Below are 22,083 nucleotides of genomic sequence, written 5' to 3' on the forward strand. Positions count from 1 at the left end.
CCGACCCCCGGCCCAGCCTTGGCCCCGGCGCCCTCGATAGCCGATCGTCACAGCTCACGCGGACGGATCCGCTATCGAGCATCGCCGCCCATGTTCCGATAGCCGATCGAGTCGCGACACGTACACGGATCGGCTATCGGAACACTCCGGTTGCCCGGGGGCTCAGCGTGCGAGGGGCTCAGCGCGCGAGGCGCTCCGCGGTGTCGACGACGTTCGCGAGGAGCATGGCGCGGGTCATGGGGCCGACCCCGCCGGGGTTCGGCGAGATCCACGACGCAACCTCCGCGACGTCCGGGTGGACGTCACCGAGCAGGCGGGCCTTGCCGGTGGCGGGGTCCTCGACGCGGCTCACACCGACGTCGAGCACGATGACGCCCGGCTTGAGGTCCGCGGCGCGCACGACGTGCGCGACACCCGTCGCCGCAACGACGACGTCCGCGCGCCGCAGGTGCTCGGCAACGTCGACCGTGCCCGTGTGCGTGAGCGTCACGGTCGCGTTGACGTCCTTGCGCGTGAGCAGCAGGCCGATCGACCGGCCGACGGTCGTGCCACGGCCGAGGACGACGACGTGCTTGCCCGCGAGGCTGAGGCCGTGGCGGGCGACGAGCTCGAGGATGCCCGCGGGCGTGCACGGCAGCGGCGAGTCGATGGTCTCGCTCACGCGCAGCACGAGCCGCCCGAGGTTCGTCGGGTGAAGGCCGTCGGCGTCCTTGTCCGGGTCGATGAGCTCGAGCACGCGGTTCGTGTCGATGCCCTTGGGCAGCGGCAGCTGGACGATGTACCCGGTGCACGCCGGGTCGGCGTTGAGGCGCGCGATCGCGGCCTCAACGTCCGCCTGGGTGGCGTCGGCCGGGAGGTCCTCACGGATCGAGGCGATGCCGACCTCGGCGCAATCGCGGTGCTTGCCCGCGACGTACGCCTTCGAGCCGGGGTCCTCCCCCACGAGGACGGTGCCGAGGCCGGGCGTCACGCCACGCGCCCTGAGGGCGGCGACACGCTCGGCGAGCTCGGACTTCAGGGTGGCCGCGGTGGCCTTGCCGTCGAGGATCTGTGCGGTCATGGGTTCTCCTCCCACGCGCGACCGCCCGGCCGGGAGACCCGGCCGGGCGGTGCGGTGCGTCAGTACTGCTGCAGGTCCGGGTAGAGCGGGAAGGCATCCGCGAGACGCTGCACGCGAGCGCGCAGCGCGTCGACGTCCGCGCCGCCCTTGAGGGCCGTCGCGATGATCTCGGCGACCTCGGTGAACTCGGTGTCGCCGAAGCCTCGGGTCGCGAGCGCGGGCGTGCCGATACGCAGGCCCGACGTGACGCGCGGCGGGCGCGGGTCGAACGGGACGGCATTGCGGTTGACGGTGATCCCGGCCGCGTGGAGGAGGTCCTCGGCCTGCTGACCGTCGAGGTCGGACTTGCGCAGGTCGACGAGCACGAGGTGAACGTCGGTGCCGCCCGTGAGGACGTCAACGCCGGCCGCACGGACGTCGTCCGCCGTGAGGCGGTCGGCGATGATGCGGGCACCCGAGAGGACACGCTCCTGGCGGGCCTTGAAGCCCTCGCTCCCGGCGAGCTTGAACGACACGGCCTTGGCCGCGATGACGTGCATGAGCGGGCCGCCCTGCTGGCCCGGGAAGACGGCCGAGTCAAGCTTCTTGCCGTACTCCTCGCGCGCAAGGATGAAGCCCGAGCGGGGGCCGCCGATCGTCTTGTGGACGGTCGAGGAGACGACGTCCGCGTACGGCACCGGGTTCGGGTGCAGACCGGCGGCGACGAGGCCCGCGAAGTGCGCCATGTCGACCCAGAGCTTCGCGCCGACCTCGTCAGCGATCGAGCGGAACGCCTCGAAGTCGAGGTGACGCGGGTACGCGGACCAGCCGCCGATGAGGACGTCGGGGCGCGCCTCGAGCGCCTGCTCGCGGACCTTGTCCATGTCGAGGCGCATCGTCTCGGGGTCGACACCGTACGCGGCGACCTCGTAGAGCTTGCCGGAGAAGTTGATCTTCATGCCGTGCGTGAGGTGGCCGCCGTGCGCGAGCTCGAGGCCCATGATCTTGTCGCCCGGCTTGATGAGCGCATGGAGGACCGCGGCGTTCGCGGTGGCGCCCGAGTGCGGCTGGACGTTCGCGTACTCGGCGCCGAAAAGGTCCTTTGCACGCGAGAGCGCAAGCTCCTCCGCGATGTCGACCTGCTCGCAGCCGCCGTAGTAGCGGCGGCCCGGGTAGCCCTCGGCGTACTTGTTCGTGAGGACGGAGCCCTGCGCCTGCAGGACGGCGCGCGGGACGAAGTTCTCCGACGCGATCATCTCGAGGGTGCCGCGCTGACGCGCAAGCTCACCGTCGAGGACGGCGGCGATCTCCGGGTCGACCTCGGCAAGGCCCTGGTCGAGCACGGGCTCGTGCTGGCTCATTCTCGTCTCCTTCGGACGTGGTGGACGTGCAGTCAAGTGCATGTCTATGCGGGCGCCGGACAGGCACGCGCACGACGGTGCGGTGACCGGGGCCCAGGCGAACGACCCGAAGTCGGAGAAGAAGGTGCCGCTCCCCGGTGGTGACCCACCTGAATGCGCCAGTCGCGACCGGTACAGCGTAGCAAGCCGGGCACCCCACGCGTCGAGGTCCCGGGGGGGTCAAGCGGACGTGCGACGTGTCACGTCCGACCTGGCGTGGCGCACGGCCGGACGACGACGGCGCCGACACAGCTGGCCTCTCGGCACCGTCGGGCACGGCTGGGCTCAGCCCTCGACGTCCTCCCCGAGGATCCGCCGCAGGTACGCGTACGTGAGGTCGCCGACGGTCTCGTCGAACTGGTGCTCGTAGCCCTGGTTCTGGTACATCGCGAGGTTCTGCTTGGAGTCGCGGCCCGTGAAGACCCAGATCTCCTCGGTCTCCTCCGGCAGCATGGGCGCGACGGTGAGCATCATCTGCGTGCCGATGCCCTCGCCCTGACGGTCCGGGGCCACGGCAAGGCGGCCGAGCGTCGCCTTCGCCCCTTCGAGCTCGACGCGCACCGATCCGATGAGCCGCGGACCGTCCCACGCGCCGAGGGTGATGACGCCCTCGGCCTCGAGGTCCGTGCGGAGCTCGTCCAGCGTTTGCGTGAGCGGCGGGATGAACGGGTCGTCGTACGTCTGCGCCTCCGTGACGAACGCGGCGCGCCGCAGCGTGAGGAGCTCGCCAGCGTGCTCGAGGGTGACAGGACCGATGCGGAGGGCGTCGTTCATGAGCCCATCGTGTCAGGTGGACCACGTCCACGCACGCAGCGTCCGCGCCCGCGCGCGGCGCGTTGGACTACCCTCGCCCTCGTGACCGCCACCGATCTCGCCCCGACGCCCGACCCGACGCACTGGGTCCTCGCCCTCTCGTGCCCGGACCGTCCCGGGATCGTTCACGCCGTGTCCGGGGTGCTCGCCGAGAACGGTGGCAACATCACCGAGTCCCAGCAGTACGGCGACCCCGAGACCGACCGCTTCTTCATGCGTGTCCAGGTCCGCACGCTCGCCGAGCCCGACGTCCTGCGAGCGGCGGTCGCCGAGCTCGCGGACCGCTTCGACATGACGTGGACGCTCGACGTCGTCGGGCGCCCCGTGCGCACGCTCGTCCTCGTCTCCAAGGCCGCGCACTGCCTCAACGATCTGCTGTTCCGGCAGCGCTCGGAGGGGCTCGAGATCGACGTCGTCGGCGTCGTCGGCAACCACACGGACCTCGCGACGCTCGCCGCGTTCTACGACAAGCCGTTCCACCACATCCCGGTGACGAAGGAGACGAAGCCCGACGCCGAGGCCGCCCTCCTCGCGCTCGTTGACGAGCTCGACGTGGAGCTCGTCGTCCTCGCCCGGTACATGCAGGTGCTCTCCGACGACCTCTGCCGGCGGCTCGAGGGGCGGATCATCAACATCCACCACTCGTTTCTGCCGTCGTTCAAGGGCGCGAAGCCGTACCACCAGGCTCACGCGCGCGGCGTCAAGCTCATCGGTGCGACGAGCCACTACGTCACCGCAGACCTCGACGAGGGTCCGATCATCGAGCAGGACGTCGAGCGCGTCGACCACTCACGCTCGACCGAGGAGCTCGTCGCGCTCGGGCAGGACGTCGAGCGGCGCGTCCTCGCGCGCGCGGTCCGCTGGCACTCCGAGCACCGCGTGCTCCTCAACGGGCACCGGACGGTGATCTTCCGCTGACGGAGCCCGGCGCGGGCTTGCGCCGGAGCACCCCTGAGGGGTGCTGACGCGCAACCCCTCGAGGCGGAGCACGGCCGGCCCAGCTAGGCCCTCGTCCGGCCGCCCTCGCGCTTGCCTGACGCGTCGATCGCGACGGCGACAACGAGGACGACCCCGAGGATCAGGTACCGCACCGACGCCTCGGCACCGAGCATCGCGAGACCCGTCGAGATCGACTGGACGACCGCGACGCCAAGCACCACCGACCACGCGCTCCCGCGCCCGCCGTAGAGGCTCGCCCCGCCGATGAGCGCGGCCGCGATCGCCGTGAGGCTCAGCTCGGCACCGCCCGTCCCCTGGTTCGCGGCCGCGAGCCGCCCCGCCGCGAGGACGCCGCCGAACGCCGCGAGCGACGAGCACAGCACGTACACCGAGATGATCGTGCGGTCGACGCCGAGCCCCGCGCGCCGGGCCGACTCGACGCTGCCGCCGATCGCCCGCACGTGGCGGCCCCAGCTCGTGCGCCGCAGGCAGACGTCGACCACCGTGACGACGACGAGGAACAGGACGAACATCCACCCGACGCCCCGCGCCGTCGACAGGTAGAGGGTGCCGCCGAGCAGCAGCGCCGCGAGCAGGCCCGTCCGCGTGCCGATCCGCACCCAGCTGTCTCCCGCAAGTCCGGCGCGGTCGCGCCGACGCCGCTCGTGCGCACCGAGGAACCCCACGACGACGACAACGAGCGCCCCGACGCCGAGCGCGACCGGGGTCGGCACGTACGCCTGCTGCGCGAACCGCACGAGCCCCGTCTCGAACGGGAGGTTGACCGCTCCCGTCCGGCCCAGCACCTGCAGCTGGAGGCCGAGCGCGACGAGGAGCCCCGCCAGGGTGAGAACGAACCCGGGCAGCCCGAGACGCGTGCTGAGCAACCCGTAGGCGAGGCCGAGGACGACGCCCGTGAGGATCGCGAGGAGGATCGCGACCACCTCGGGCAGGCCGTGCTGGACGACGGCGACCGCGACGGTCGCCGATCCCAGCCCGGAGACCGCCCCGACAGAGATGTCGAGGTGCCCGATGAGCATGACGAGGACGACCCCGAGCGTGAGCATCCCCGTGACGGCGGACTGCTGCGTGACGTTGACGAGGTTGTCCGCGGAGAGGAAGCGCGGCGTCGCGATCCCGAGGACGATCCACACGACGGCGAGGGCCGCAAGACCGCCCGCGGCCCGTCGGCCTGCGAGGTCCCGCAGGCGGGAGAGGTCGAGCCCGCTCATCGGTCGCCTCCCGTCGCACTACTGCGGGCGTCGGCCTCGTGCGACGCGCGACGGGGCGGCCCCGCCGTCGTGCCCGGCACCCGCGCCCCCGTGACCGCGGCGAGAAGGTCCTCATAGCTCGTCGTGCGCGCGTCGAACGTCGTGGCGTGCCGCCCGAGACGCAGGACCGCGATGCGGTCGGCGACCGCGTGGACGTCCGCCATGGAGTGCGACACGAGGATGACCCCGAGCCCACGGTCCCGCAGCCGCTCGACGAGCGTGAGGACCTCGGCAGTCTGGGCGACGCCGAGCGCCGACGTTGGCTCGTCGAGCAAGACGACGCGCGGCTCCCCGTGGAGGGCGCGAAGGATCGCGACGGCCTGCCGCTGCCCGCCGGAGAGCGTCCCGACGGGGACGCGCACGGACGGCAGGCGCACCGCGAGCTCGCCGAGGAGCTCCCATGCGCGCCGCTCCATCTCGACCTCATCGAGCAGCGCACCCGACCGCCGTCTGCGCTCGCGGAGCTCGTGGCCGAGGAAGATGTTCTCGACGACGTCGAGGTTGTCGCAGAGCGCGAGGTCCTGGAACACCGCGGTGACGCCCGCGGCGCGGGCCGCCCCCGGCGACGGGAACGTCACGGCGTTGCCGTCGAGCTCGAGCGTGCCCGTGTCCGGGCCGAGCACCCCCGCAAGGATCTTCACGACGGTCGACTTGCCTGCGCCGTTGTCGCCGACGACCGCGAGGACCTCCCCCGGGTGGACGGCGAGGTCGACGTCGACGAGCGCACGGACAGCGCCGAAGGTCTTCGTGACCTTGCGCAGGGCGAGGACGGGGGCGGTGGTCACGGGGTGCTCCTCGGCAGGAGGCCGGCGTCGGTGCAGGCCTGGACGAAGGTGGGCGTGCAGATGTCGTCGACGGCGAGGACGCCGCCTCCGACGAGGATGTTCGCGACGTCGTCCCGGCCGATCCCCGTCGGGGTGAGGAGGACGGAGGGCACGCCGTCGACGCGGGTCGGGACGACGGGTGGTTCGCCGCGCGCGATGCGCACGGCGATCTCGGCGGCGGTCCGGGCCTGCTGGGCGATGGCCTTGTAGACCGTCATCGTCTGCTGGCCCGCGACGATCCGCTGGACCGCAGCGAGCTCGGCGTCCTGCCCGGTGACGACGGGCAGGGGGTCGGCGCCGGCCGCGAGGAGCGCGGAGATCGCGGCCGCCGCGAGGGCGTCGTTCGCGGCATAGACTCCCGCGACGTTTTCGGCGCCGACGCGGGCGATCTGGTCGGCGACCCAGTCGCGGGCGAGGTCGGGGCTCCAGCCCGGCACGTCGATCTCCGCGAGGATCGCGTGCTCGGTGCCTGCGAGGGCCGCGTCGAGCCCGGCCCGGTTGTTGACCGCGTTGGGGTCCGACGCCGCTCCTCCGACGACGAGGATGCCGCCGTCAGCCTTCCCGCGGGCCGCGAGCTCGGCGACGAGCGCGTCACCCTGGATGCGGCCGACCCGGCGCGGGTCGAACGACACGTAGAACGCGACGTCCGGGGAGGCGAGGAATCGGTCGTACGCGATGACGGGCACGCCGCGTGACGTCGCCTCGGCGACGATCGACAGGGCGCTCGCCCCGTCGACCGCGGTGAGCACGAGGACGTCGGCGCCGTCGGCGAGGAACGACTCGGCCTGCTCACGCTGCGTGAGCGCGTCCTCGCGCGCGTTCGCGTAACGGAACGTGCAGGTCGAGCAGCGTTGCGCGACGACGTGCTCCATCGTGGGGCGGTCGAGGTGCTCCCACCGCTCGGTCGTCGCGTCGGGCATGAGGAACGCGATCGTCGGGCCCTCGTCGGCGGGGACGCAGCCTGCGAGGCCGAGGGCGGCCGCGGCGAGCGCCGCCGCGAGCGCCGCCGCGGCGCGGGTGCGGCGCGCGGCGCGGACCCGGAGCGAGAGGTGGATCATCGGGGACCCCCGCGTGCGATCTCGACGTTCTCGAGGGCGAGGAGGACGGCGCCCCGCAGCTCGGACTGCGTCCCGAACTCGGCGGGGACGACGGGCACGGGCCCCTCGTCGGACGGGACGGCGCGCCGCGCGAGCGAGGCCCGCAGCGGCTCGAGCAGCAGCTCGCCCGCAGCGGCGACCTGGCCCCCGACGACGACAATCTCGGGGTCGACGAGGTTACAGAGGTTGGCAACCGCGACACCGAGGTGCCTCCCCGAGTCCTCGAGGACGCGCACGCAGCCGAGGTCGCCGGCGGCGGCGCGGTCGAGCACGCCCTGCATCGAGAGGGTGCCGTGCGTGGGTTCGAGCATCGCGAGGAGCGCGTGCGAGGCGACGTACATCTCGAGGCAGCCGCGGTTGCCGCAGCGGCACACGGGGCCGTTCTCGTCGATCGTCGAGTGCCCGATCTCGCCCGCGGCACCCGAGCGGCCGTGGTGGACGCGCCCGCCGAGGACGAGGCCGGCCCCGACCCCGTTGGACACACGGATGTAGACGACGTCGCGGAACTCGCGCGCCGCACCCTGGCGCGACTCGGCGAGGGCGCCGAGGTTCGCGTCGTTGTCGACGTCGATGGGGACGGCGAGCTGCTCGCCGAGGACGTCGGCGACGCGGACGCCGTCCCAGCCGCGCAAGAGGCCGCGTGTGGTGACGCGTCCGTCGGCCTGGTCGATGGGGGCGGCGACGCCGACGCCGACACGCAGGAGCTCGTCGCGCGTCGCCTCGACCTGCTCGAGCATCTCCTCGAGGAGGAGGGCGACGCGGTCGAGGCCGATGTCGGCGCGGTGGTCGGGCGCGAGGGGCATACGCTGCTCGGCGACGGTGCGGCCGGAGGTGTCGGCGAGGGCGACACGCAGGGTGCGGCTGCTGAAGTGGACCCCGCCGACGAGACCGAGGGTGCGGGCGAGCGTCACCTGCTGGGCGCGCCGGCCCGAGCGGGATGTCGGGGAGGTTGCGAGAACCCCCGCGGCCGTGAGCTCCTTGACGATGTTCGAGACGGTGGCTGGGGACAGCCCTGTGACGCCAGCCAGCTCGACCTGCGTGAGGGCGCCGCGCTGCTGGACCGCATTCACGACGCGGGCCCGGTTGGCTTCACGCAGTGAAGTCTGCGAACCCGGCGTCAGCCGGTCGATGCTCACGGTTGGTGATCCTACGGCATCCGTTCCTGTGAGCAGCGGACGCCGCCAGGTTCTGGTCTGCCCGCACCACATCGACTCCACCTCCCAAAGCCAACATCACGATCGAACATCTCTTGCGTTCAAGACTTGACGCCAACGGTGGCACCGGCTTCTCTAGGACCAACGGCCCGGGCGCGACGACGCACCCACCCGACGCGACGACGCGCCGGAGGCCACTCACACGGAGGACACCTTTCATGCGCAGAGTCAGCAAGGCGCTCACCGCGGCGCTCGCCGCCACAGCACTCACGTTCTCCCTCGCAGCCTGCTCCGACGACGAGGGCGACAAGCCCGGCGCTGCCGGCAGCGAGGTCGAGGTCTTCACCTGGTGGGCGTCCGGCTCCGAGAAGCGCGGCCTCGACGCCCTCGTCAAGGTCTTCAACACCCAGCACCCCGACGTGAAGTTCGTCAACGGCGCCGTCGCCGGCGGCGCCGGCTCCGCCGCCAAGGAGCTTCTCCAGACCCGCCTCCAGCAGAAGAACCCGCCGGACACGTTCCAGGCCCACGCCGGCGCCGAGCTCACCGACTACATCAAGGCCGGCCAGCTCCAGGACGTCTCAGGCCTCTACGACGAGTTCAAGCTTCGCGACGCCTTCCCCGCCGACCTCGTCAACCGTCTCACGGTCGACGGCAAGATCTACTCCATCCCCTCAAACATCCACCGCGCCAACGTCGTCTGGGCCAACCCCTCGGTCCTCACCGGCGCAGGTCTGGACGCCACCGCGAAGTACGCGACCATCGCCGACTGGATGACCGCGATGGACAAGATCAAGGCCTCCGGCAAGACCCCCCTCTCCGTCGCGACGACCTGGACCCAGGTCCACCTCCTCGAGACCGTCCTCCTCGCCGAGCTCGGCGTCGACGGCTACTCCGGCCTCTGGGACGGCACGACCGCCTGGGACGGCGCCGACGTCACCGGCGCGCTCACCACCTTCCAGAAGCTCATGTCCTACACGAACACCGACCGCGACGGGCTCGACTGGCCCGAGGCCACCCAGCTCGTCATGGACGGCCAGGCCGCGTTCAACGTCATGGGTGACTGGGCGGTCGCCGCGTTCGAGGAGGCCGACAAGAAGGCCGGCACCGACTTCACGTACTTCCCGGTGCCCGGCACGGACGGCGTCTTCGACTTCCTCGCCGACTCCTTCACCCTCCCCGTCGGGGCACCGCACCCGGACGGCGCCAAGGCCTGGCTCGAGACCGTCGGCTCGCTCGACGGCCAGACCGCCTTCAACAAGGCCAAGGGCTCCATCCCGGCCCGCACCGACGCCAAGGCCTCGGACTTCTCCGAGTACCAGCAGACCGCCATCACGTCCTTCGGCCAGGACAAGATCGTCTCGTCGCTCGCCCACGGCGCCGCGACCCCGATCGCATGGCTCAACAAGATCTCCGAGGCCACGAGCAAGTTCACGACCGGCGCGACCGACCTCGCCGGCTTCCAGGCCGAGCTCACCACCGCGGCCCAGGGCTGACACCACGGACGGGGTGCGCACCGACGTGCGCACCCCGTCCCTCCCCACGCACAGCCCGACCCGACGACCACGGAGGCGACACCCGTGCGCACGTACAAGCGGTGGCTCCCACCGCTCCTGCTCATCTCACCGACCCTCGTCCTGCTGAGCGTCTTCGTCTACGGCCTCCTCGCCGTCAACGTCCAGACGTCCATGACCGACAACCACACCTCCGCGCAGGCCGCAGGCGTCGAGCCCTCCGTCTTCGTCGGGCTCCAGAACTACCTTGACCTCCTCGGGTCCGACTCGTTCCAGCACTCGCTCAAGAACCTCCTGCTCTACACGGTCGTCTTCCTCGTCGGCACCATGGTCTTCGGGTTCCTCTGGGCCTGGCTCCTCGACCGCCCCATGCGCTTCGAGGGCATCTTCCGCTCCGTGTACCTCTTCCCCATGGCCGTCTCGTTCGTCGCCTCGGGCGTCGTGTGGCGCTGGCTCCTCAACTCCAACCAGGGCGAGCAGGCGTCCGGCCTCAACCGGCTCTTCCAGATCGTCGGGCTCGACTTCCTCCAAAACAACTGGTGGAACAACAACTCCGTCGGCATCGCCGCAATCGCCATCCCCGCGATCTGGCAGCTCTCCGGCTACGTCATGGCGCTCTTCCTCGCCGGCTTCCGCGGCATCCCCGAGGAGCTGCGCGAGGCCGCGCGCGTCGACGGCGCGACCGAGTGGAAGCTCTACCGCCACGTGCTCTTCCCGCAGCTCGGCCCCGTCGCGCTCTCCGCCGTCGTCATCATTGGCCACATGTCGCTCAAAGCTTTCGACCTCATCATGGCGATCTCGAAGCCCGCGAACTACCAGACCAAGGTGCCCGCGATCGACATGTACCAGCTCAAGGCCAGCTTCGACTACGCGAGTTCCGCAGCGGTCGGCTCGATCCTGCTCGTCATCGCCGCCGTCCTCATCATCCCGTACCTCATCCACCTCGCACGGGAAGGCCGACGATGACCGCCTCGACCCTCACCGGACCCCTCGAGCGCACCGCCGCGCCCGTCGCACGGCCCTCGCGCTTCTCCGCCGGGCGGACCGCCCGCTACGCGCTCCTGCTGTTCTTCCTCGTCCTCGTGCTCATCCCCGTCTACGTGCTGCTCGTCACGAGCTTCAAGGGCGCGGGCGACGCCGCACCGTCGCGCGCCTGGAACCTCCCCCAGGTGTGGACGCTCGAGAACTGGCAACTCGCCTGGGAGACGCTCTCCCCCGCGATCGTCCGCACCCTCCAGATGGTCGTGCCCGCCGCGCTCATCTCGTCGTTCCTCGGGTCGATCAACGGGTTCGTCCTCTCGCGATGGCGTTTCCGCGGCGCCGACCTCGTCTTCACGCTCATCCTCTTCGGCATGTTCATCCCGTACCAGGCCGTGATGATCCCGCTCTCGCAGCTCGTCATCGATCTCGGCATTCCCTCGGGCATTCCGTCGCTCATCCTCCTCCACGTCATCTACGGCCTGCCCATCACGACGCTCATCTTCCGCAACTACTACGAGTCCGTCCCGAACGAGCTCATCGAGGCGGCCCGCATCGACGGCGCCGGCATGCTGCGCACCTACGGGTCCGTCGTACTGCCCCTGTCGATCCCCAGCTTCGTCGTCGTGCTCATCTGGCAGTTCACCTCGGCGTGGAACGACTTCCTCTTCGCCGTCTTCTTCTCCTCGAGCCAGAACGGCCCCGTGACCCTCGCGCTCAACAACCTCGCGAACGGCGCGCTGCTGCAGAACTACGGCGTCTCGATGTCGGGCGCGCTCCTCGCGTCGCTGCCGACGCTCCTCGTCTACGTGCTGCTCGGCAAGTACTTCATCGGCGGACTCATGAGCGGCTCCGTCAAGGGCTAACCCGCCCCGTCGCCTCACCCGGACCNCCTGCGCCGTCCCCGCACCCGCCCCCGCGCCGCGGGCGGGCGGGCCCGCGGCGCGGGGGCGGGTGCGGGGACGGCGCAGGGCGCGCCCTCCGTGAGGAGGACGCGCCCTGCACCGTGCCGCCGTGCGGGATCAGCGGACGGTCATCGTGGTGCTCGCGCTCGCCTTCGCGAGCCGCGCCGAGCCGCCGTACGTCACCGTGATGTCACGGTCACCCGGGCGGAACGCGACGACGCGCACCCTCAGCGTCGTCGACGTCGAGCGGCCCGAGAGGCGCACCGACGCGATCTTCTTGCCGTCGAGACGCACCGTCACCGTCCCCTCGGGGCGGGCGTACGCCGTCCCTCGGACGCGCACCGTGACGTACGCCGAACGGTGGACGCGGGCGTCCGGAGCCGTGACGCTCAGCCGCGGCTTCGTCCGCACGACCTTAAGCGTCGTGCGGGTCGACGCCTTCGCGACCGTCGTCGAGCCCGAGTAGCGCACCGTGAGCCGCACCTTGCCGGCCTTCGCCGACACGGAACGCGGCAGGACGACCTTCGTGGAGCCCTTGACGACGCGCGCCGAGCCGACCCTGCGGTTGCCCTGGTAGACGGTGACCCGTCCGGCGGTCGAGCCCGCGGACGCGCTCACCCGCACCTTGAGGACGGCACGCTCGCCCGCGCGGACGGTCGTCCCCGTGACCTTGAGCCGCGCCTTCGCCCGGTTGACGACAAGCGCCCCCTTCGACGAGCGTGACGCTGCCGCGGTCGGCGTGCCGGAGAAGCTCGCGACGACCGACATGCGCCCGACGCGGGCGACCGCCGTCTTCGAAAGCCGGACCTTGGCGACACCGCCTCTGGCCTTCGCGGAGCCGAGAACCTTCGACCCCGCCCGGAGCGTCACTGTCCCGCCGTCAGTGCGCCCCGCCGAGGACACGCGCACGGTCCACACGGCCCGCGAGCCGAGCGTCGTCGTGAGCGTCGTCGGCGACAGGCGCGTCGTCGACGGCTTGGGAGCCTCGGTCGTCGGCGTCGGGGCCGGGGTCGTCGGCTCCTCGGTCGGCTCCTCGGTCGTCGGCGGGTCGGTCGGCTCCGTCGACTTCTCGACGAGAAGCGCGACGGTGCGGGCCGGGATCGTCACCGTGCCGGTCCGAGCATCGAACGTCGTGCCCTTGACGACCGCGTCAGAGCCCTTCGCCTGGATCGGCGAGAGCGCGAACGCACGGCCCTTGAGCGACGCGACCGTCGTCGTGATCGGCGCCGGCGACGCGTTGAACGCGACGAGCGCGCCGTCGAGCGCCGTGTCGACGTCCGTGCCGACCGTGTCGTCGACCTGCATGAGGAGCAGGCCAGGCACGGCGTCGGCACCCGAGCCCGGGAACGACACCTTCTGCTTGATGAGATCTGCGGAACCGAGACGCAGGAGCGACGTCGAGTACCGCAGGCGGAGCAGGTCGAGCGCCTGCGCGTTGGCCGTGGCGATGTCCGCGGCCGACGGGGTGAGCGCTGGGTCGGCGAGGAGCGGCGTCATGAGCGACCACTTCTCCCCGTTCTTCTCCTCGGGCGGGAGGCCCACGCCGAAGTTGTTGCTCTTCCCGGTCCAGTCGAGCGCGTTGAAGTGGTCACCCGAGTTGTAGCTGTCACGGTCGAGGGACTTCGACCGCAGCAGGTCCGTGCCCGCGTGCCAGAACGTCGGCGTCTGCGCGAGCGTCGTCGTCGCGAGCGACAACGTGTTCATGCGGACGCGGTCCGCCATCGACGTGTCCTTCGGCAGCTTGAGCGCGAGGATGTCGAAGAGCGTCTCGTTGTCGTGCGCGTCGACGTACGTGACGACCTCGTCCGGCTGGCTCGCGTACCCGGCGGGGGCGCCGCGGTAGTCGAGCTCGTCGCCACGCTGGACCTTGCCTGCCGCCGTCGTCAACGTGTAGTCGGCGAGGTTGCCCGCGAGGCCCAGGCGGACGAGGTCCGTCTGGTGGCGCAGGTCCGCGATCTCGTCGGCAGCGCCCGTGTTCGTGCCGCCGTCGCCGCGCGTGCGACCGTTCGGGTCGGTGCCGAGGCCCGTGCCGAAGCCCTGGACGAACGTCGAGCCGCCGTCGACCGGCGAGCCGCCGTGGACGGCGTCACGCAGGCGGTCGGAGAACGTTCCGATGCCCGTGCCGCCCAGCTGCCCCTGCGTCGCCTGCTCGAAGCGGGCGTTGTCCGCGACCTCTCCGAAGTTCCAGCCCTCGCCGTAGAGGTAGATCTTCTTCCCGTCGACGCCGTCCTTCGCGACCGTGAGGGCGTCGAGCGCCTCGCGGACGGCGAGCATGTTCGCCTTCGAGTGGTGCCCCATGAGGTCGAAGCGGAAGCCGTCGATCTTGTACTCGCGCGCCCACGTGACGACGGAGTCGACCATGAGCTTCTGCGCGAACGCGTTCTCGGTGGCGACGTTCGAGCAGCACGTCGAGTTCTCGACGCCGCCCGTCGCCGAGAGCCGCTGGTAGTAGCCGGGCACGACGCGGTCGAGCACCGACTTCGGGTCCTGGCCGGAGGCCGCCGTGTGGTTGTAGACGACGTCCTGGACGACCTGGAGCCCGTTGCTGTGGAGCGCGCCGACCATCGTGCGGTACTCGGCGACGCGCTTGCCGCCGTCCTGGTTGCCGGTCGTCGCGTACGAACCCTCGGGCGCAGTCCAGTGGAGCGGGTCGTAGCCCCAGTTGAAACCGTCCTCGTCCTTGATCGCGTCGACAGCCGCCTGCTGCTCCTCGGACGCCGGCCCGAAGCCGGAGAGGTCGCCCGTCGTCTTCTGCTTGCTGCGGTCCTCCTCGATCGTCGCAATGTCGAACGACGGGAGCAGGTGCACCGTGTTGAGGCCCGCAGCCGCGAGCTTGCGCAGGTGCTTGACGCCGTTGCCCTCGCCCGCGAAGGCAAGGTACGTGCCGCGCTGCGCCTCGGGCACCGACGTGTCGGTGATCGAGAAGTCACGGATGTGCAGCTCGTAGATCGAGCGGTCGACGGGCCGGGCGATCGTCGGCGCGGCAGTCGAGGACCACGCGGTCGGCCGGTAGGCCGGGTCCGCGAGGTCGACGAGCACGGAGTGCGTCGAGTTGAGCGTCAGCGCGACGGAGTACGGGTCGGTGACGAGGTTGTGCTCCACCTTGCCCGTCGACGGCACGAAGACCTCGACGTCGTAGCGGAACGCCTTGTCCTTCCACGCGGACGTCCCCTGGGTCACCCACGTACCGTCGGCCTGGCGGGTTGCCTCGACCTCCGTCATCTCGCCCGTCGCCAGGCCAGCGCCGTCGAGCCACACCTGGGTCGTCACCGACCGTGCGGTCGGAGCCCACAGCGTGAGCGTCGGGACGCCCGCGGCGAACGTCGCGCCAAGGTCGCGCTCGAGCGCGGCCGCGTAGACGTCGTCGAGGACGCCGGCGAGCTGGACGCCCGTCGCGTAGACGACGCTGCCGTCCTTCTCGGCGGACACGAGGAGCTGGCCCTGGAGCGCGGACTCGACCGCGGCACGGTCGACACCCGCCGGGAGCTCGAGCGCCGCGTACGTCGCGAGGTGCGGGTAGGCGGTGCGGAGCGTTGCGGGCAGGCCCGTGCTCAGCGCGGTGAGCTCGTGGACTGTCGTGCCCGCGGGCGCGGCGATGCCGTCCTTCCTGGCGCTCATGCCGCCGTCGGCAGCGGCCCGCAGGGTCCAGGCCGCGCCGGCGGCCGCGGAGGCCGGGACGGCGAGCGTGCGCTCGTCGAGCCAGTAGGCGCGCGAGCCCTCGCCGGCGACGGAGGTGTCGGCCGCGGCCGTGAACTCCTTCGTGGTGAGGTCGAGACGGAAGTTCATCGTGGCGTAGTCCTTCGGGACGGTGAAGTTGAGGTCGGAGTCCGGGTAGGACTCGGCCCAGCCGAGGTCGAGAGCTGCCTTCGCAGAGTACGACCCCTTCTTGAGGCGGTTGGTCTGCAGGACGTAGACCTGGCCGTCACGGTCGTGGTTCTGGAGCCACGAACCGAGGCACTTGGGGTCCCAGACCCCCGCGCAGCCGAGCTGGTCCTGGAGCGTCCCCGCGATGACCGCGACGCGGCTCGGGCCGCCCGCGAAGATCGCGTCGACGAAGTGTGAGGCGTCGTCGTAGACGAACGTCACGTCCGTCTCCTCCGCGAGCACGAGCGGGATGTTGCCCGAGCCCTGCGTCCGGTCGGCGCCGTAGTTCTCGTCCCACGAGCCGTCGATCGCCACCTTGTACTCGTAACTGCCCGCGGGCAGCGTGAACGTCCCGGAGAACACCGAGCCGACCTGCTGCGTGAGGACGCCGTCGGCGCAGTCGGGCGACCAGTCGCCCGCGCAGCCCATCTCGGAGTTAAGCGAGCCTGCGATGTTCACGGTGATGTCGCGCTGCGGCTCGGGGCCCTCCTGAGGTGCGGCTCCCGTCTCGACCGTGACGGCGTTCGTCGTCGGGTCGAGCGTGACGACCGCCGCCGGGTCTTCCGCGGTGATCTCGAAGTTGATGTTGCCACCGGCTGCGGTCCCGTACGACGTCGACCAGTCGAGGTTCTCGATGACCTTGAGCTCGTACCCCCCCGGGGTGAGACCGTCGAGCACGTAGCGGTACGTGCCGTCCTTACGGAGCTCGAGCTGGCCCGCGAGGCATGCGTCCGTCCAGTCCGCCGCGCAGCCGAGCTGCGTCTGGAAGTCGCCCGCAACCGTGAGGACACGGCCCTCGGCGGTGTGCGCGCCGAGCTTCGTCACGGGGTCGAAGAAGAACGTCACCGGACCGCCGGCGTGCGTGTAGGAGTAGTTCTTCTGGCCCCCCTGCGCGCCGCCGGGACCGTAGTCGTTGCCCCACGTGGTGCCGTACGCGAACTTGAAGTCGTACGTGCCGGCAGCGATGTCGAACGTGCCCTGGAACGTGCCGTCGGCCTGCAGGGTGAGCGCGGTCGACTCGCAGCCGGGCGTCCAATCCGCGCAGCCGCCGATCTCGGTGCCGTGCGAGCCGGGGATCGTGAGCCGCTGCAACTCGTCCGAGCCGGCCGCGTAGCCGAGGCCGTGGTCGTCGCCGACGACCGCGGTCATGACGGTCTGCGTGAGCTCGCCCGCGGCGTCGCGTGCAACGGCCCGCAACTCGAGGAGCGAGCCGGGCGCGTAGTCGTCGGTGTCGAGGTAGATCCGCGGCGTCGTCGTGTCGTCCGTGCCGAGCAGCGTCCACTCGTCCGCACCCGCGAGGCGCGCCCAGAACGTCGTCTCCGCATAGCGGTCGGTGCCGAGGTCGACAGTGATCGCACCTTCGTCGCGGACGCCGCCGCCGGCGGCGGGCGACGTGAAGACGGGCACGACGGGAGCGTCGTCGGCGACGACCGGGGTCGTCGCGCGCAGGACGATCGCAGACAGGGCGGGGACCGTCACCGTGACGGTGCCGTCGGAGGCCGACGTGACGTCCGTCGTCGTGCCGGAGAGCCCGGCGAACGTCGCGCCGGGAGTGAGCGCCGTGAACGTCGCGCTCTTCTCCGTCGTCGCGTTGTTGACCGCGACGACGTACTCGTGCGGCGCCGCCGCGGTCTCGTCGACGCGCGAGAACGCGTAGATGCCCGCGGCCGAGTCGGCGTGCTGCTCGATCTGCGCGCCTGCGGACAGGGCACGGTGGTCGGCGCGGAGCTTCGCGAGGTCGGCGATGTGCGTGTAGAGCGCCGCGTCCGTGTCGTAGCGGTCGACCGAGCCGGCCACCGTTCCGTCGAGCAGCTTCTGCGTCGTGAACTCCTCGACCTGGGACGCGAAGAGCGACTGCCGCGCCGCCTTGTCCTTGCCGTCGTCCCCGGAACCGACGAAGCCCTGCTCGTCGCCGTAGTAGACGACCGGCTGGCCGCGGGTGAGGTACATGAGCGAGTGAGCGAGCCCGGAGCGCTTCTCCGCGTCGTCCTCGTTCCGCACGAAGTAGCCGATGCGACCGATGTCGTGGCTGCCGAGGTACGTCGGCAGCGAGTGTGCGTTCTTCGTCGCCGTCGTGTAACGGTCGTCGCCCGCGAAGAGCGTCGAGAGGTTGGACGCCTTGCCGCCGCCCGCGAAGACGGCCGCGGCGTCCTGGAACGTGAAGTCGAGAACCGAGTCCATGTCAGAGTCGCGGAGGTAGGGCGAAAGCTTGACCGGGTCGGCGTCGTAGACCTCGCCGAACATGAAGAAGTCGGGGTTGCTCGCGGTCGCAGCCTTGATGGCTGTCGTCCACTGCTGCCAGAACGAGAAGTCGACGTGCTTGGCGGTGTCGATGCGGAAGCCGTCGATGCCGCTCGTCGCCCACGCCTCGTAGATGTCGATGAAGCCCTGGACGACCTCGGGCTTCTTCGTGTCGAGGTCGTCGAGGCCGTTGAAGTCGCCGAGCACCGCTGACTCGCCCTGCCACGTCGAGTTGCCACGGTTGTTGTAGAGCGAGGTGTCGTTGAGCCAGGCCGGGACCTTGATGTCCTCGAAGCCGACGGGGATGAACGGCGTGTACGGCTCGCCCGGCGTCGGGCGGTACGTGTAGACGCCCTCCTCGTAGTCGATGATGTCCGCGGTGTGGTTGACGATGATGTCGAAGTACACCTTGATGCCGCGCGCGTGCGCGTCGTCGATGAGGGCTTCGAGCTCGGCGTTCGTGCCGAGGTGCGGGTCGACCTGCGTGAAGTCGGTGACCCAGTAGCCGTGGTAGCCGGCGGACTGGTCCGTGCCGGTGCCCCCGACGGCGCGGTTCTTGAAGGTCGGCGTGAGCCACAGCGCGGTCGTGCCGAGGCCCTCGATGTAGTCGAGGTTCGCGCGCAGACCGGCGAGGTCACCGCCGTGGTAGTACGCCTTGTCGGCCGGGTCGAAGCCGTGGGCGGAGCGGTCGCCTTCGACGCCGCCGGTGTCGTTGCTCGGGTCGCCGTTGGCGAAGCGGTCCGTGAGCACGAAGTAGAACTGCTCGTCGGAGCCAGCCTGGCGCACGGGCCGGGGCGCGTCGGCGTCGGTCGGCGCAGCGACGTTCGTTCCGGTCGGCACGACCTGGACGAGACCGTCGGCCGAGTCGAAGACGAAGCGGAAGGTGGAGTCGCCGCCCGTCGTCAGGCGGATGTTCTTGGCGTCAGGTCCGGTGGAGCCGGCGCGACCCCAGGCCTGGGCGTCCCAGGTGCCGCCCGCGAGGACCTTGAACTCGTAGGAGCCTGCGGGCAGCGGGGTCTCGAGGGTCCACGCGCTCGTGTCACCGACCTGTGCGAGCGCTCCCAAGTCGCAGCCGGGGAGCCAGTCACCGGCATTCTCCCCGCCCGTGCAACCGAGCTCAGACTGGAGGTCCCCGATGAGCCGGTAGGCCTCGGGGTCGGCGGCGAAGGCGGGGGCTGACCCCGCCACGACGCCCGAGGCCGCGAGGGCGAAGGTCGAGAGGTAGGCGGCGGCTCGCCGCCTCCTCACCCCGGGCTGACGACGTTCCTGCATCTCATGACTCCTTCGTCGGTGCGACCGCTGTGTCGCTGCTCACATCTGCGCCGAGGGTAGCCGTTGCTGAAACTTGCTGCAACAGTGGAAACACCGGCCTCAACATGGGATGACATTCGAGGCGCAAAGGCCCCACAAAGGGACGAGAGCGGCCGTGTTCTTGCAGAAGAGATCACGACGAGGTCTCGGCCGCGGACACCAAGTCCACGCACGACGACGCCGCCCCGCCGACCGGGAAGGTCGACGGGGCGGCGCAGACGTACGAGACGAGAAGGTCAGACGAGTCCGAGGCCTGCGACCGCGTCACGCTCCTCAAGTAGCTCGGCGACCGACACGTCGATGCGCTCGCGCGCAAGGTCGGAGACCTCGAGCCCCTCGACGACCTTCCACTCCCCGCCGCTCGACGTCACCGGGAACGACGAGACGATGCCCTCCGGCACGCCGTAGTGCGATCCGTCCGACATGATCGCCGCGCTCGTCCACTCCCCCTCCGTGGTGCCGAGCACCCAGTCGTGCACGTGCTCGATCGCCGCGTTCGCCGCCGAGGCCGCGCTCGACGCGCCGCGCGCCTCGATGATCGCCGCACCACGCTTCGCGACCGTCGGCACGAACTCGTCGAGGTACCACGCCGCGTCCGCCGCCAGCTCCGCACCCGGACGCCCCGCGACGTCCGCGTGCGCGATGTCGGGGAACTGCGTCGCCGAGTGGTTGCCCCAGATCGTCACGTTCCGCACCTGCCCGACGGGTACCCCGCCACGCGCCGCGAGCTGCGAGAGCGCACGGTTGTGGTCGAGACGCGTCATCGCCGTGAACCGGCTCGCCGGGACGTCGGGCGCATGCTTGGCCGCGATGAGCGCGTTCGTGTTCGCGGGGTTGCCGACGACGAGCACACGCACGTCGTCCGCCGCACCCGCGTTGATCGCCGCACCCTGCGGACCGAAGATCCCGCCGTTCGCGGCGAGCAGGTCGCCGCGCTCCATACCCTTCGTCCGCGGCCGCGCGCCGACGAGCAGAGCGACGTTCGTGCCGTCGAACGCCGCCGACGCGTCGTCCGTCACGTCGATCGACGCGAGCAGCGGGAACGCGCAGTCGTCGAGCTCCATCGCGGTGCCCTCCGCGGCGCGCACGCCCGCCGGGATCTCGAGCAGCCGCAGCCTCACCGGGGTGTCCGGTCCGAGCATCTGGCCCGACGCGATCCTGAAGAGCAGCGCATAGCCGATCTGGCCCGCAGCGCCGGTCACCGTCACTGTCACGGGTGTCGCAGTCATCGTCCCAACTCCTTCGTCGTCAGCTTCCTGCGTTCGTCCTCTGGTGCGTCACCAGCGACGACGTCGCACAGGACCATCGTGCACGACGGCCCGCCAGGATCTGTCCTGACGGGCCGTCGAGACCACGTGCCGAGCGCTTCTCAACCGAGACGTGCGGCGAGGTTCTCGTCGAGCGCAGCGAGGAACTCCTCCGTGGTGAGCCACGGCTGGTCCTTGCTGATGAGCAGCGCGAGGTCCTTCGTCATCTTGCCCGACTCGACCGTCGCGACGACGACGTCCTCGAGCGTCTGCGCGAAGTTCACGACCTCGGGCGTGCCGTCGAGCTTGCCGCGGTGCATGAGTCCGCGCGTCCACGCGAAGATCGACGCGATCGGGTTCGTCGACGTCGGCTTGCCCTGCTGGTGCTGGCGGTAGTGACGCGTCACCGTGCCGTGCGCAGCCTCGGCCTCGACGGTCTTGCCGTCAGGCGTCATGAGGACCGACGTCATGAGGCCGAGCGAGCCGAAGCCCTGCGCGACCGTGTCCGACTGGACGTCACCGTCGTAGTTCTTGCACGCCCAGACGTAGCCGCCCTCCCACTTCATGGCCGAGGCGACCATGTCGTCGATGAGACGGTGCTCGTACGTGAGGCCGGCAGCGTCGAACTGCTCCTTGAACTCCGCGTCGAAGACCTCCTGGAAGAGGTCCTTGAACTGGCCGTCGTACGCCTTGAGGATCGTGTTCTTCGTCGAGAGGTACACGGGGTACTGGCGCTGGAGGCCGTACGCGAACGAGGCGCGCGCGAAGTCCTTGATGGACTCGTTGAAGTTGTACATGCCCATCGCGACGCCACCCTCCTCAGGGAACGTCACGACCGTCTGCTTGATCTCCTCGGAGCCGTCAGCAGGCGTGTACGTGAGCGTGAGCGTGCCGGCGCCGGGAACCTTGAAGTTCGTCGCCTTGTACTGGTCGCCGTGCGCGTGGCGGCCGATGATGATCGGCTTGTTCCAGCCCGGCACGAGGCGCGGGATGTTCGAGATGATGATGGGCTCGCGGAAGACGACGCCACCGAGGATGTTGCGGATCGTGCCGTTGGGCGAGACCCACATCTTCTTGAGGCCGAACTCCTCGACGCGCGCCTCGTCGGGCGTGATCGTCGCGCACTTGACGCCGACGTTGTACTGCTTGATCGCGTTCGCAGCGTCGATCGTCACCTGGTCGTCGGTCGCGTCGCGGTTCTCGATCGACAGGTCGTAGTACTTGAGGTCGATGTCGAGATAGGGGTGGATGAGGCGGTCCTTGATGAACTGCCAGATGATGCGAGTCATCTCGTCACCGTCGAGCTCGACGACCGGGTTGACGACCTTGATCTTGCCCATGGGCGCAACGCTCCTGTGCTGTATGAGGGGTGTCCGCCCGCCAGGATACCGGATTTCTTGATGTCAAGATAGTTGCCCGCGGCGTGACAACCGCCTCGAAGGCCGCGCCCGCAGGTGGCACACTCAGGGAGCACCCAGGCTGCGGCGGG

Annotated in this window: 14 protein-coding genes and 1 riboswitch; of the genes, 4 read left to right on the plus strand and 10 right to left on the minus strand. The window is 70.5% G+C overall.

Annotated elements, in window-relative coordinates:
- Positions 1 to 178: 178 nt before the first annotated feature.
- The 3 genes from C1729_RS06740 to C1729_RS06750 form a co-directional block, all read right to left on the minus strand.
- Positions 179 to 1,060, minus strand: coding sequence for a bifunctional methylenetetrahydrofolate dehydrogenase/methenyltetrahydrofolate cyclohydrolase (locus tag C1729_RS06740; protein ID WP_102509260.1), 882 nt, complete (start codon positions 1,058 to 1,060; stop codon positions 179 to 181).
- Positions 1,061 to 1,119: 59 nt separating this feature from the next.
- Positions 1,120 to 2,400: a serine hydroxymethyltransferase gene (glyA, locus tag C1729_RS06745; RefSeq protein WP_102509261.1), complete on the minus strand. Its 1,281-nt coding sequence runs from the start codon at positions 2,398 to 2,400 to the stop codon at positions 1,120 to 1,122.
- A gap of 84 nt (positions 2,401 to 2,484) precedes the next feature.
- Positions 2,485 to 2,576: riboswitch (ZMP/ZTP riboswitch) on the minus strand.
- Between the two features lie 148 nt (positions 2,577 to 2,724).
- A complete protein-coding gene (locus tag C1729_RS06750) occupies positions 2,725 to 3,213 on the minus strand; it encodes a GNAT family N-acetyltransferase (RefSeq protein WP_102509262.1) in 489 nt (162 codons plus the stop codon).
- A gap of 81 nt (positions 3,214 to 3,294) precedes the next feature.
- Here C1729_RS06750 and purU point away from each other — a divergent pair, with 81 nt between their 5' ends.
- A complete protein-coding gene (purU, locus tag C1729_RS06755; RefSeq protein WP_207204572.1) occupies positions 3,295 to 4,170 on the plus strand; it encodes a formyltetrahydrofolate deformylase in 876 nt (291 codons plus the stop codon).
- Between the two features lie 83 nt (positions 4,171 to 4,253).
- Here the strand turns inward: purU and C1729_RS06760 are convergent, their stop codons facing one another.
- From C1729_RS06760 to C1729_RS06775, 4 genes are read right to left on the minus strand one after another with little or no spacing between them, the layout of a single operon-like run.
- Positions 4,254 to 5,423: an ABC transporter permease subunit gene (locus C1729_RS06760; protein WP_102509263.1), complete on the minus strand. Its 1,170-nt coding sequence runs from the start codon at positions 5,421 to 5,423 to the stop codon at positions 4,254 to 4,256.
- Complete coding sequence (locus C1729_RS06765) at positions 5,420 to 6,247, minus strand: ATP-binding cassette domain-containing protein (RefSeq protein ID WP_102509264.1); 828 nt, start codon at positions 6,245 to 6,247, stop codon at positions 5,420 to 5,422. The genes C1729_RS06760 and C1729_RS06765 overlap by 4 nt, the downstream gene beginning before the upstream one ends.
- Positions 6,244 to 7,344, minus strand: a complete 1,101-nt coding sequence (locus C1729_RS06770) for a substrate-binding domain-containing protein (RefSeq protein ID WP_102509265.1) — start codon at positions 7,342 to 7,344, stop codon at positions 6,244 to 6,246. Before C1729_RS06770 ends, C1729_RS06765 begins: the two co-directional genes overlap by 4 nt.
- The gene (locus C1729_RS06775; RefSeq protein ID WP_102509266.1) at positions 7,341 to 8,519 is read right to left on the minus strand and encodes an ROK family transcriptional regulator; all 1,179 of its coding nucleotides are present in this window, start codon (positions 8,517 to 8,519) and stop codon (positions 7,341 to 7,343) included. Before C1729_RS06775 ends, C1729_RS06770 begins: the two co-directional genes overlap by 4 nt.
- Positions 8,520 to 8,755: 236 nt before the next feature.
- On the opposite strand from C1729_RS06775, the gene C1729_RS06780 reads away from it, so the two are divergent.
- From C1729_RS06780 to C1729_RS06790, 3 genes are all read left to right on the plus strand, one after another.
- Entirely contained in the window at positions 8,756 to 10,030 is a 1,275-nt protein-coding gene (locus C1729_RS06780) for an ABC transporter substrate-binding protein (protein ID WP_102509267.1), read from the plus strand.
- Between the two features lie 84 nt (positions 10,031 to 10,114).
- Positions 10,115 to 11,014 (plus strand): carbohydrate ABC transporter permease, encoded by a 900-nt coding sequence (locus tag C1729_RS06785; RefSeq protein ID WP_102509268.1) that lies wholly within the window; start codon positions 10,115 to 10,117, stop codon positions 11,012 to 11,014.
- Complete coding sequence (locus C1729_RS06790; RefSeq protein WP_102509269.1) at positions 11,011 to 11,892, plus strand: carbohydrate ABC transporter permease; 882 nt, start codon at positions 11,011 to 11,013, stop codon at positions 11,890 to 11,892. Before C1729_RS06785 ends, C1729_RS06790 begins: the two co-directional genes overlap by 4 nt.
- 156 nt (positions 11,893 to 12,048) lie before the next feature.
- Here the strand turns inward: C1729_RS06790 and pulA are convergent, their stop codons facing one another.
- The 3 genes from pulA to C1729_RS06810 all read right to left on the minus strand — a co-directional run bounded on the left by pulA (position 12,049) and on the right by C1729_RS06810 (position 21,934).
- Positions 12,049 to 19,308: a pullulanase-type alpha-1,6-glucosidase gene (gene pulA, locus C1729_RS06795; protein WP_242493745.1), complete on the minus strand. Its 7,260-nt coding sequence runs from the start codon at positions 19,306 to 19,308 to the stop codon at positions 12,049 to 12,051.
- A gap of 275 nt (positions 19,309 to 19,583) precedes the next feature.
- On the minus strand, positions 19,584 to 20,576 hold the full coding sequence (locus C1729_RS06805) for a malate dehydrogenase (protein ID WP_102509270.1): 993 nt from the start codon (positions 20,574 to 20,576) through the stop codon (positions 19,584 to 19,586).
- A gap of 140 nt (positions 20,577 to 20,716) precedes the next feature.
- On the minus strand, positions 20,717 to 21,934 hold the full coding sequence (locus C1729_RS06810; RefSeq protein ID WP_102509271.1) for an NADP-dependent isocitrate dehydrogenase: 1,218 nt from the start codon (positions 21,932 to 21,934) through the stop codon (positions 20,717 to 20,719).
- Between the last annotated feature and the right edge of the window lie 149 nt (positions 21,935 to 22,083).

Origin of the sequence: Sanguibacter massiliensis (genome assembly GCF_900240335.1) — a bacterium.
GTDB classification, from domain to species: Bacteria; Actinomycetota; Actinomycetes; order Actinomycetales; family Cellulomonadaceae; genus Flavimobilis; species Flavimobilis massiliensis.